Origin of the sequence: Photorhabdus sp. CRCIA-P01, assembly GCF_003545805.1 — a bacterium.
GTDB lineage: Bacteria > Pseudomonadota > Gammaproteobacteria > Enterobacterales > Enterobacteriaceae > Photorhabdus > Photorhabdus antumapuensis.
In genome coordinates this window covers 19,160-32,187 of the sequence record NZ_NMQR01000011.1, presented here as the reverse complement: position 1 = coordinate 32,187, position 13,028 = coordinate 19,160, and the positions used below count along the sequence as shown (strand labels likewise).

Annotated in this window: 7 protein-coding genes and 1 pseudogene; all 8 read left to right on the top strand. The window is 44.5% G+C overall.

Annotated features, from left to right (window positions below; all coding sequences use genetic code 11):
- Window positions 1-331 precede the first annotated feature (331 nt).
- The 8 genes and pseudogenes from D3222_RS09060 to tccB all read left to right on the top strand — a co-directional run bounded on the left by D3222_RS09060 (window position 332) and on the right by tccB (window position 13,008).
- Entirely contained in the window at window positions 332-2,005 is a 1,674-nt protein-coding gene (locus D3222_RS09060) for an S-type pyocin domain-containing protein (RefSeq protein ID WP_118985863.1), read from the top strand.
- A complete protein-coding gene (locus D3222_RS09055; RefSeq protein WP_118985862.1) occupies window positions 2,002-2,469 on the top strand; it encodes a DUF6392 family protein in 468 nt (155 codons plus the stop codon). Before D3222_RS09060 ends, D3222_RS09055 begins: the two co-directional genes overlap by 4 nt.
- A 108-nt stretch (window positions 2,470-2,577) precedes the next feature.
- Window positions 2,578-3,045, top strand: a pseudogene (locus D3222_RS09050) (DUF6392 family protein).
- Between the two features lie 111 nt (window positions 3,046-3,156).
- Window positions 3,157-3,624 carry a DUF6392 family protein gene (locus D3222_RS09045; protein WP_118985861.1) on the top strand — a complete coding sequence of 156 codons (468 nt, stop codon included), beginning with the start codon at window positions 3,157-3,159 and terminating at the stop codon, window positions 3,622-3,624.
- Window positions 3,625-3,732: 108 nt separating this feature from the next.
- Window positions 3,733-4,200 (top strand): DUF6392 family protein, encoded by a 468-nt coding sequence (locus tag D3222_RS09040; protein ID WP_118985860.1) that lies wholly within the window; start codon window positions 3,733-3,735, stop codon window positions 4,198-4,200.
- Window positions 4,201-4,290: 90 nt separating this feature from the next.
- Window positions 4,291-4,758, top strand: coding sequence for a DUF6392 family protein (locus D3222_RS09035; protein WP_118985859.1), 468 nt, complete (start codon window positions 4,291-4,293; stop codon window positions 4,756-4,758).
- Window positions 4,759-5,291: 533 nt separating this feature from the next.
- Window positions 5,292-8,192, top strand: a complete 2,901-nt coding sequence (tccA, locus tag D3222_RS09030) for an insecticidal toxin complex protein TccA (RefSeq protein WP_157975312.1) — start codon at window positions 5,292-5,294, stop codon at window positions 8,190-8,192.
- Window positions 8,193-8,292: 100 nt separating this feature from the next.
- The gene (gene tccB / locus D3222_RS09025) at window positions 8,293-13,008 is read left to right on the top strand and encodes an insecticidal toxin complex protein TccB (RefSeq protein WP_118985857.1); all 4,716 of its coding nucleotides are present in this window, start codon (window positions 8,293-8,295) and stop codon (window positions 13,006-13,008) included.
- Window positions 13,009-13,028: the final 20 nt, after the last annotated feature.

Here is a 13,028-nt window from a genome sequence, read left to right as displayed (position 1 = left end):
CAATTATTAGTTTAGTAAAGCCCATCAAAACCTAAATAGTTTTACAGATGATTGACAAAGTGTTGGTCTTTCGGTCAGCACTTTGAACGGATATTCAATTTATTCGTGATCCTCATGTTTGTTAATTAATTGTATTTAATTTTGTTATAAAAAATGATGAATTATAGACATTAATCCACCAAATTTCTCTAAATTTCAGAATATTCCTATATATTTTTAAGTAAAATTCATTGCACCATTGATCACTTATTAATTCATAAGTGGCAATAACATGATGATGATTTCAATTAGAGCCACTCTTCATACGGTGAATCAATGGAGAAGTGAATAGATGGCAATAGGATATTTCCTGCTCGTTGGTGATAAAACAACTTGCGGCGGTCAGATTATTACCGGTGACCACACCATGACGTTTAATGGCCGAGCAACGGCCCGTGAAGGAGATAAGGTTACCTGTGGCAAACATCCCGGTACTTATATCATTGTCGGAGGTGTATCCGATGTGTTTGATATGGGGCGTAAGCTGGCTGGTACGCTGGATAGTGTGAGTACTTGCCCCTGTCGGGCCCGATTTATTAATTCTGAGATGGACAGTTATGAGAAGCAGGATAAGGCTGCTGACCGAGTTGTCGCTCCTGCGAATATAGTGATGCAGAGTTTCTCCTCGCCGACAAAGGAAGCGGGTAGTATTCAGCCAAAGCCGCCTGTAACGCCGACACCTCCGCTGTCGATACCGGTGTTTACGAAATCCTGCCAGCGGGGTAAAGGGTGTACCGATGCTGGAACTGAACCTGAACCGGCAGATAATTTTGGCAGAATGGCGATATATCAGGTGCCGTCATCTCCTGCTCCAGCCTCGGCGCAAGAGCCTGAACCACCTCCGCAGGACAAGAAACACCCGCCAGAACCGGATAAACCGCAGGATAAAAAATTGCCGTGGTATAAGCGGTGGTTTCGTAGTGGAAAAGGTAATGCCGAAGCGGCTGCTACCGCTGTGGCTGCCACTGCCCGTAGCGCGGTAGCGGATGGCGAGACACTGGTGATGCGTTACATTGGTGGCGGCGCTATCAGTGCTGGACGCTGGCTGGCGGCGCCGAATCCGGTAACGGTTGGATTAATGGGGCTGTTTTATTCACCGTCTTTGAATCAGGGGGAAGAGGATTACTTAGATCCGTATCGCCTGAGACAGATAGCGGAACAGTACGGTAAAGCACCAACTCGTGTACGTTTTCGCTGGATCAGAGATGAAAAAAGCGGCAGGATGACGGTTCAGGGATATCACGTCAGCCCGGAAGGCGGTCTGGATAAAGTGCCGGTTCGCATGATGACGCTGAATCGGACCACGGGTAATTACGAGTTCTGGGAACCGGGAGAAACCCGGCCGACAATTTTATGGACGCCGAACGAGCAGGAATTTCAGATTCCAGCGCATACCGGGAATGAAGAACAGCCGTTTATTCCGTCGCAAATAACCGTGTTGCCGATCCCGGATAAAGTGGGCAGTGATATTGAATCGTTGCCGATGCCGGAAGAGAAGGATTTCCGCGATTATATTCTGGTATTTCCCATTCCGAATGTGCCGCCGGTGTATGTGTATTTGAGTAAACCGCCGGTGAAATTATTTGAAGTGGATTTGTATAGAAATTTTGCGGGCAGGCTAAGAAATGGAACACATGCGGATCATATGCCTTCGGCTGCTGCGATTCAGGCTAATTTAATGAAGTTATATCCAAATATATCACCTGCTGAATTAAATGAAGCAACTAAGGATGCTGCTACTATTATTATTCCGGCAGAGGTACATCAGAAAATCAGTGCCACATATGGAGGTCGAAATACTCCCGCTCAAATAGAGCAGGATTCAAAGGATTTACGGGCAGCTGTTGATAGAGACTTTGATACGATAACTCCAGCATTGAAGGATTATGGTGCAACAGAAGTACAGCTTAAAGATGCTCGGGCCAAAATGCACAAACTTAATGAAGAACAGGGGTTATACAAATGACAATTAACATAGAGGCATTAATAAATAGTCTGGGAAAATCTTATCAGGAAATTTTTGATGAAGGATTAATCCCTTATAAAACGAAACCAACAGGATATCCTGGAGCTTCGTTCATTGCTCTGAATATGGCTAAAGAGGGTATGCATTTAGCTTTTAAAAGAGATGGTAAGATTTTATTTGCTGTAGAGCTTTTTCTGCTTGATCAGAAGAGACCCTTATATCAATTTCCTAATGAATTACCTTCTCCCTTGAAGCCTTTGATGTCTAGGGAATGGGTTCATGGGCAGTTTGGTAGTCCTGAAAAGGCTCTTCCGCCGAGAAAATTTCTCAAGAAAGACGTTGGCTGGACGGAACTGTATACGCTATTGGATTTTCGGATACCAACCAGTATGCAAGTTGATTATGATCTGTTTGAGCGTGTTGATTCTGTAATGTTTTTACCTACTTCAGAAGTACGTTGGTAATCAACAATAGATGGACGGTTATCTTTGAATGCCAATTCATTTGCAAGCAGCTTGGAAAATTAAATTTCAGATGAATTGGCTAAATCAAGAGCTGAGGTGATATAAATAATGACTATCAACGTTGAAGCCCTAATTAATAGTTTGGGGAAAACTTATCAGGAAATTTTTGATAAAGGGTTGATCCCTTATAAAACCAAGCCAACAGGTTCTTCTGGTGATGAGGTGATATGCTTGGATATGGTAAAAGAAGGGGTATTTCTAGCTTTTTATCGGGAGGGAAAACGTTTAAAAGAAGTTACGTTGGCCTTATTTGATGAAAAGAAACCTCTATATCAGTTTCCTAATGAGCTTCCTTCTCCTTTGGTGCCTTTGATGTCATGACAGTGGGTCCATGAACAATTTGGTGAACCTGAGAAATCACAGCAACCCCAAATGATTATGAAATGTCAGTTTGGATGGAAAGAGTTATACACATTGCTTGATTTTCACATTCCTACAAGTATGAAGATTTCTTATGACATGATGGAACGAGTAAAATCGGTAACGTTTTTACCTACCTCAGAAGTCCGTTGGTAATCAACAATAATAGATGGACGGTTATCTTTGAAAGCCAATTCATTTGCGAACAGTTTGGAAAGTTAAATTTCAGATGAGTTGGCTAAATCAAGAATGGAGGTGATATAAATAATGGCGATTAACGTTGAAGCTCTAATTAATAGTTTGGAGAAAACCTATCAGGAAATTTTTGATGAAGGATTAATTCATTATAAAACTAAACCAACAGGATATCCTGGAGATCCTGAAATATCCCTGCATATGATTAAAGAAGGTGTACATCTTGCTTTTAGGAGGGATAACAAGGTTTTATTTTCGATAGGGATTATCTTGATTGATGAGAAAAAAGATTCATACCAATTTCCAAATGAACTACCATCACCATTAATTCCCATAATGTTCCGGCAATGGATTCATGAACATTTTGGTGAACCTGAAAAATCACTTCCACCAAGGAAAAGGTTAACTAAAGAAATTGGCTGGACTGAGTTATATACCTTATTGGGTTTTCGTATTCCAACTAGCATGCAAGTTGATTACGATTTTCTGGAACGGGTCAGATTGGTGACTTTTTTACCCACATCAGAAGTACGTTGGTAATCAATAATAGATGGGTGGTTATTTTTGAAAGCCAATTCATTTGCGAACAGCTTGGAAAGTTAAGTTTCAGATGAATTGGTTTAACTAAGAATAAAGGTCATATAAATAATGACGGATATTATTGCAATTATTAATAGTTTGGGGAAGACCGCAGATATATTAGTTGAAAATAAACTTATTTCAGCGGGAAAGTTTGAGTTTGCTTTCGAAGGCTCTTCCAGATTTAGTGTTGAACCAGAGACGGGTCTTACTTTAGTTTTCGATGCGATATCAAAGGTGTTGATTTCTGTTCAATTCACATTAATCAACACTGTCGATAATACTGGTACATATCGTGGTGGTATGCCTGCTCCATTTCTTCATCAAATGGATAAAGTTACTGTCAGAGCATTTATGGGAGAACCCGATTCCAGTAGTGACCCGGAGCGAATTCCGGTAATTGGCTTAATAGGCGGATTTGATGCCTATACTCGTAAGTTAAATGATCAATACCCAAATATAGAAATTCGCTTCCTTTATCAATCTGATCTTCGTGTAGATGCACTGTTATTTGAACGGCCGGTAAATAATGATTGATATTTTTGTAATCATAAATAGTTTAGGACAGAAAATCGATATGTTGGTGAAAAACAACTTATTTCAGATAATAGATCATGAGTATGAATAATGACAGTCAATATAGATGCACTAATAAATAGTTTAGGAAAGTCTTATCAGGAAATTTTTGATGAAGGACTAATCCCTTATAAGACCAAACCGACAGGTTTTCCCGGAGATTCTGATATATCTCTTGATATGGTTAAAGAAGGGATTTTTTTATCATTTTTGCGAGAAAATAAAATACTTACTGAGATAACGTTGACTTTAATTGATCACAAACGACCTAATTTTATATTTCCTAATGAATTGCCTTCCCCTTTGATACTGCTGATGTCTAGGCAATGGATTCATGAACATTTTGGTGAGCCAGAAAAATCACTTCCGCCAAGGGAAAGGTTAACTAGAGAAATTGGCTGGACTGAGTTATATACCTTATTGGATTTTCGTATTCCAACTAGCATGCAAGTTGATTACGATTTGCTGGAGCGGGTCAGATTGGTGACTTTTTTACCTACCTCAGAAGTCCGTTGGTAATCAATAAAGAGGCTCTTATTTAGAACCTTAGCTGTTTGGGTATACTGAATTTGACTCATTAACTACTCATTACCCTTCAATAGAATATTTTGGTTAAAAAAATAATGAAAACCCACCAGGAATATTCATCACATTGATATAACAGACGATTCTCCTGTCATTCTCTCAGTCATGTATTAATATTCCAGGACACTGGGTATTACCTTATTAATAGTGTGTTCTTATAAACTATTATTAATGATTTTGTAAATTAATCATCAATATAAGTAAATATTTACTCTAAATAATTATATAAAGGTAAAGTTATTTTATTGTCTGTATTTTATTTTTTAAGGTAAGCAAGTTTTGTGATTTATTATATTTTTCCTCACACATCATCACTGTGTGTGGCGTCTTTAGAAGGTTAAGAGACCTGATGTTCTAAAGGCATGTGTTTGTTCTGGTACTTTTCTTACACATAACGATGGTGATTATTTTTTTGCACGAAAAACCCAAACTTGCTTCTCATGATAAACCTCAATTCAGGAGTCCGTATGAATCAACTCGCCAGTCCCCTGATTTCCCGCACCGAAGAGATCCATAATCTACCCGGTAAATTGACTAACCTTGGTTATGCCTCAGTGTTTGATGTGGTACGTATGCCGCGTGAGCGTTTTATTCGTGAGCATCGTGCTGATCTAGGGCGCAATGCTGAAAAAATGTATGACTTGGCGGTGGGCTATGCTCATCAGGTGTTACATCATTTTCGCCGTAATTCTCTTAGTGAAGCTGTTCAGTTTGGCTTGAGAAGTCCGTTCTCTGTATCAGGTCCGGATTATGCCAACCAGTTTCTGGATGCGAATACCGGTTGGCAAGATAAAGCGCCTAGCGGCTCGCCGGAAGCCAACGATGCGCCGGTAGCCTATTTGACACATATTTATCAACTGGCCCTTGAGCAGGAAAAGAATGGCGCCAGGGCCATTATGAATACGTTGGCGGAACGTCGTCCCGATTTGGGCGCTTTGTTAATTAATGATAAAGCGATCAATGAGGTTATACCGCAATTGCAGTTGGTTAATGAAATTCTATCCAAGGCCATTCAGAAGAAGCTGAGTCTGGCTGATTTGGAAGCGGTAAACGCCAAACTTTCCACCACTCGTTATCCGAATAATCTGCCGTATCATTATGGTCACCAGCAGATTCAGACAGCTCAGTCGGTATTGGATACCACGTTGCAAGATATCACCTTGCCGCAGACGCTGGATTTGCCGCAAAACTTCTGGGCAACAGCAAAAGGTAAATTGAGCGAAACGACTGCCAATGCTTTAACCCGACTGCAAATCATGGCGAGTCAGCTTTCGCCAGAACAACAGAAAATCATTACAGAAACCGTTGGTCAGGATTTCTATCAGCTAAATTATGGTGACAGTTCGCTTACGAAGAACAGTTTCAGCGATATGACCATACTGACTGGCCGAACAAATCTGACTGTGCCTCAGGTAGAACTGATGTTGAGTTCAACTGTCGGGGGTTCTACGGTGGTTAAGTCTGGTAATGCGAGCACTGGCGACACGGCAGCGACGCCATTTGCTTACGGCGCCCGTTTCATTCATGCCGGTAAACCAGAGGCGATTACCTTGAGTCGCAGTGGCGCGGAGGCGCATTTTTCTCTGACGGTTAACAATCTGACCGATGACAAGTTGGACCGTATCAACCGCATCGTGCGCCTGCAAAAATGGCTGAATCTGCCCTATGAAGATATTGACCTGTTGGTGACTTCTGCTATGGATGCGGAAGCGGGAAATAGTACGCTGTTGATGAACGACAATACGCTGCGTATGTTGGGAGTGTTCAAACATTATCAGGCGAAATACGGTGTTAGCGCCAAACAATTTGCTGGTTGGCTGCGTGTGGTGACCCCGTTTGCCATTACACCGGCAACCCCGTTCTTAGATCAGGTATTTAACTCCGTCGGCGCCTTTGATACGCCGTTTGTGATAGATAATCAGGATTTTGTCTATACATTGACCACCGGGGGAGATGGGGCGCGTGTCAAACATATCAGCACGGCATTGGGGCTCAATCATCGTCAGTTCCTGTTATTGGCGGATAATATTGCTCGCCAGCAGGGAAATGTCACGCAAAGCACGCTCAACTGTAATCTGTTTGTGGTGTCGGCGTTCTACCGTCTGGCTAATCTGGCGCGTACATTGGGGATAGATCCAGAGGCTTTCTGTGGCTTGGCTGATCGATTAGATACAGGCACAGGCATCGTCTGGCAGCAACTGGCAGGAAAACCGACGATCACGGTACTACAAAAAGATTCCCCGCTGGTGGCGGATATCCTGAGTTTGCTGCAAGCGCTAAGTGCGATCGCTCAATGGCAACAACAGCGCGATTTACCCGTTGAAACCTTACTTTTACTGTTGAGCAACAACTCTACCTTCACTGCTCAGGGCACTGATGACCAATTGAATTTTATCCGTCAGGTATGGCAGAACCTGGGCAGTACATTTGTGGATGCAACATTGTTATCCCGTAGTGGTGCGCCATTAGTTGATACCAATGGTCACGTCATTGACTGGTTTGCTCTGTTCTCGGCGGGTAGTAATCCGCTTATCGATAAGATTGGTTTGGTGACTGATGCAGGTGTAGAAAGTGTCATACCTACGGTGGTCAATACACAAAGCTTGTCTGATACAGATAAGAAGCTAGCAATGACTACCCTGACGAATACGCTCAATCAAGCACAGCAAACTCAGCAAGGTGTTGCTGCTAGTTTATTGGCGCAGACCCTGAATGTGAGCCAGTCACTGCCTGCTTTGTTGTTGCGTTGGAGTGGAAAAACTGTCTATCAGTGGCTTAGAACAACTTGGGCATTGAAAGACACCGTTAAGACCGCCGCCGATATTCCTGCTGACTATCTGAATCAATTACGTGAAGTGGTACGCCGCTCCTTGTTAACCCAACAATTCACCTTAAGTCCTGCAATGGTGCAAACTTTGCTGGATTATCCAGCCTATTTTGGCGCTTCCGCAGAAACAGTAACCGATATCAGTTTGTGGATGCTCTATACCTTAAGCCGTTACAGCGATCTGCTGCTCCAGGTGGGTAAAGCCGGTGGTGGTACTGAAAATGATGTACTGGCCTATTTGCGTTCGGCCAATGCTGCTACGCCGTTGAGCCAATCTGATGCTGCACAGACGTTGGCGACACTGTTGGGTTGGGAGGCTAACGAGCTGCAAGCCGCCTGGGTGGTATTGGGCGGGATTGCCAAAACTACACCGCAACTGGATACGCTTCTGCGTCTGCAACAGGCACAAAACCAGACTGGTCTTGGCGTTACACAGCAACAGCAAGGATATGTTTTGAGCCGTGACAGTGATTATGCCCTTTGGCAAAGCACCGGTCAGGCGTTGGTCGCTGGCGTATCTCATGTCAAGGGTAGCCGCTGAACATGGCAGAAGTTCGCCACCTGAATAGGTGAATCTGATTTTTCCGTATGGCCCAATTGGGCTGATTCTAAACCGCCATTTAAGTAAGGCAGGTGTAATTATGTTATCAACAATGGAAAAGCAACTGAATGAATCCCAGCGTGATGCGCTGGTGACCGGCTATATGAATTTTGTGGCGCCAACCTTGAAAGGCGTCGATAGTCAGCCAGTGACCGTGGAAGATTTGTACGAATACTTGTTGATTGACCCGGAAGTGGCTGATGAGGTTGAGACCAGCCGAGTAGCTCAAGCGGTCGCCAGCATACAGCAATATATGACTCGTTTGGTCAACGGCTCTGAACCGGGGCGTCAGGCGATGGAACCCTCCACTGCTAACGAATGGCGTAATAATGATAACCAATATGCAGTCTGGGCTGCGGGGGCTGAGGTTAGGAATTACGCTGAAAACTATATTTCTCCCATTACCCGGCAGGAAAAAAGCCATTATTTCTCAGAGTTGGAGACGACTTTAAACCAGAATCGACTCGATCCGGATCGGGTTCAGGATGCAGTTCTGGCGTATCTCAATGAGTTTGAGGCGGTGAGTAATCTGTATGTACTCAGCGGTTATATTAATCAGGATAAATTTGATCAGGCTATTTACTATTTTATCGGCCGTACCACCACCAAACCATATCGGTACTACTGGCGTCAGATGGATTTAAGTAAAAATCGTCAAGATCCGGCGGGAAATCCAGTGACGCCAAATTGTTGGAATGATTGGCAGGAAATCACCTTGCCGCTGTCTGGTGATACGGTGCTGGAGCATACCGTTCGCCCGGTATTTTATAACGACCGACTGTATGTGGCTTGGGTTGAGCGTGACCCGGCAGTGCAAAAGGGTGCTGATGGCAAAGATATCGGCAAGACTCATTCTTACAGCATAAAGTTTGGCTATAAACGCTACGATGATACTTGGACGGCACCAAATACTACTACGCTAATGACGCAGCAAGCAGGTGAAAGTTCAGAAACACAGCGATCCAGCCTGCTGATTGATGAATCTGATAAATCGAAGACTACACTGCGGCAGGTCAATTTGCTGGCTACCACCGATTTTAGTATTGACCCGACGGAGGAAACTGACAGTAACCCGTATGGCCGCCTGATGTTGGGGGTGTTTGTACGTCAATTTGAAGGTGATGGGGATAATAAGAAAAATAAACCTGCTATTTATGGTTATCTCTATTGTGACTCGGCCTTTAATCGCCATATTCTCAGGCCATTGAGTAAGAATTTCTTGTTCAGTACTTACCGTGATGAAAAAAATGATCAGAACTGCCTGCAATTTGCGGTGTACGATAAAAAGTATGTGATTACTAAGGTTACTTCCGGCAAGCCAACAGAAGATCCCGAAAATACGGGTTGGGTAGGTAAAGTTGATGATTTGAAACAGGGGATTACCGGGGCTTATGTGTATATTGATCAAGATGGCCTGACTCTCCATATCCAAACCACGACCAATGGGGATTTTATTAACCGCCATACGTTTGGAAGTGCTGACAGAGAGAGCGATTCTAAGTCTGGTTATGGTTTTTCTTGGTCAGGGGATGAAGGTTTTTATCTGGATTACCATGATGGAAATTATTATACCTTTCATAATGCAATAATCACTTATTATCCTGCTGGATATGGTGGTGGATCTGTTCCTAATGGAACATGGGCGTTAGAGCAGCGAGTTAATGAGGCATGGTCTATTGGCCCTCTACTTGCTGAGTCTGAGCGTCATACTGTTACTGTGCAGGGCAGTTATATTGCTTGGGCAGGTAATACACCGACTGGTTATAATCTGTATATCCCTGATGGAACAGGGTTATTAGATTGGTATGATAATGTCAATTATTCTATTCGTAATAATAAGCTTGAGGCTGTATTTACATCCCCAGATTGGCCAACACTGACCACTATCAAAAACTTTAGTAAGATTGCCGATAACCGCAAATTCTATCAGGAAATCAATGCTGAGACGGCGGATGGGCGCAATCTATTTAAACGCTACAGTGATCAAACTTTCCAACTTGCCAGTGGTGCGACTTATTCTACAACCTATACTTTGTCCGAGGCGGATTTCTCCACTGATCCGAATAAAAACTACCTACAGGTTTGTTTGAATGTCGTGTGGGATCATTATGACCGCCCATCAGGGAAAAAAGGGGCCTATTCCTGGGTCAGTAAGTGGTTTAACGTGTATGTTGCGTTGCAAGATAGCAAAGCTCCGGATGCTATTCCGCGATTGATTTCCCGTTACGATAGCAAACGTGGTCTGGTGCAATATCTGGATTTCTGGACCTCATTGTTACCTGCGAAAACCCGTCTTAATACCACCTTTGTGCGTACCTTAATTGAAAAGGCAAATTTAGGGTTGGATAGTTTGTTGGATTATACCTTGCAGGCAGATCCTTCTCTGGAAGCCGATTTAGTTAATGACGGCAAAAGTGAACCAATGGATTTTAACGGTTCAAACGGTCTCTATTTCTGGGAATTGTTCTTTCACCTGCCGTTTCTGGTTGCTACACGCTTTGCCAACGAACAGCAATTTTCGCCGGCGCAAAAGAGTTTGCATTACATCTTTGACCCGGCGATGAAAAACAAGCCACACAATGCTCCGGCTTATTGGAATGTACGCCCGTTGGTTGAAGGACACAGCGATCTTTCACGTCATTTGGGTGATCCGATTGATCCCGATACTCAGGCTTATGCCCATCCGGTGATATACCAGAAAGCGGTATTCATCGCTTATGTCAGCAATCTAATTGCTCAGGGAGATATGTGGTATCGCCAATTGACTCGTGATGGTCTGACTCAGGCCCGCGTCTATTACAATCTGGCCGCGGAATTACTAGGACCTCGGCCGGATGTGTCGCTGAGTAGCACTTGGACACCACAAACCTTGGATACCCTGGCCGCCGGGCGAAAAACGGCTTTACGGGACTTTGAGCACCAGTTGGCTAACAGTGATACTGTTTTACCCGCGTTACCGGGCAATAACATTAGCCACTTGAAACTGGCGGATAATGGCTACTTTGACGAACCGCTCAATGTCCTGATGTTGTCCCATTGGGATACGTTGGATGCTCGGTTATACAATCTGCGTCATAACCTGACCGTTGATGGCAAGCCGCTTTCACTGCCGCTGTATGCTGCGCCAGCTGATCCAGTAGCGCTGTTGGCTCAGCGCGCTCAGTCCGGCACTTTGACGAATGGTGTCAGTGGCGCCATGTTGACGGTACCGCCATACCGTTTCAGCGCTATGTTACCGCGGGCTTACAGCGCCGTGGGGACGTTGACCGGTTTTGGTCAAAACCTGCTTAGCTTGTTGGAACGCAGCGAACGGGCCGGTCAAGAGGAGTTGGCACAACAACAACTGTTAGATATGTCCAGCTATGCCATTACGTTACAACAACAGGCGTTGGATGGATTGGCGGCGGATCGTCTGGCGCTGCAAGCCAGTCAGGCTACGGCGCAACAGCGTCATGACCACTATTACACGCTGTATCAAAACAACATCTCCAGTGCGGAACAACTGGTGATGGATACCCAAACTTTAGCCCAATCCCTGATTTCGTCTTCCACCGGCGTACAAACTGCCAGTGGGGCGCTGAAAGTGATTCCTAATATCTTCGGTCTGGCTGATGGTGGTTCGCGCTATGAAGGGGTAACGGAAGCGATTGCCATCGGGTTGATGGCCGCTGGTCAAGCCACCAGCGTAGTAGCCGAGCGTCTGGCAACCACGGAGAACTACCGCCGCCGCCGTGAAGAGTGGCAAATTCAGTACCAGCAGGCACAGTCTGAGGTCGAAGCATTACAGAAACAGTTGGCTGCGTTGGCAGTGCGCGAAAAAGCGGCTCAGACTTCCTTGCAACAGGCGAAGGCGCAGCAGGTACAAATTCGGACCATGTTGACTTACCTGACCACCCGTTTTACCAAGGCAACGTTGTACCAGTGGTTAAGTGGTCAATTATCCGCGCTGTACTATCAAGCGTATGATGCCGTGGTTGCTCTTTGCCTTTCTGCTCAGGCGTGCTGGCAGTATGAATTGGGTGACTACGCCACCACTTTTATCCAGACCGGTACTTGGAATGACCATTATCGTGGTCTGCAAGTGGGGGAGACGCTGCAACTTAATTTGCATCAGATGGAAGCAGCGTATTTGGCTCGTCATGAGCGCCGTCTTAATGTGATCCGTACTGTGTCGCTCAAAAGCTTATTGGGTAATGATGGCTTTGGTAAGTTAAAAACTGAGGGCAAAGTTGACTTTACATTAAGCGAAAAGCTATTTGATAACGACTATCCGGGACACTATTTGCGCCAGATTAAAACGGTGTCAGTGACATTGCCGACGTTAGTCGGGCCGTACCAAAATGTGAAGGCAACGCTCACCCAGACCAGCAGTAGTACATTGTTAGCAGCAGATATCAATGGTGTTAAACGTCTCAATGATCCGACAGGTCAAGAGGGTGATGCGACGCATATTGTCACCAATCTGCGGGCCAGCCAGCAAGTGGCGCTCTCTTCTGGCATTAATGATGCCGGTAGTTTTGAGCTGCGTTTGGAGGATGAGCGCTATCTATCGTTTGAAGGTACCGGGGCAGTTTCCAAATGGACGCTTACCTTCCCGCGTGCTGTGGATGAGCATATTGATGGCAACACATTGAAGGCGGATGACATGCAGGCGTCATTGTTGGCGAATATGGACGATGTACTGGTGCAGGTGCATTACACTGCTTGCGACGGCGGCGCCAGCTTTGCAAATCAAGTCAAGAAAACACTTTTTTAAATCAACTTTTAACTAAATAC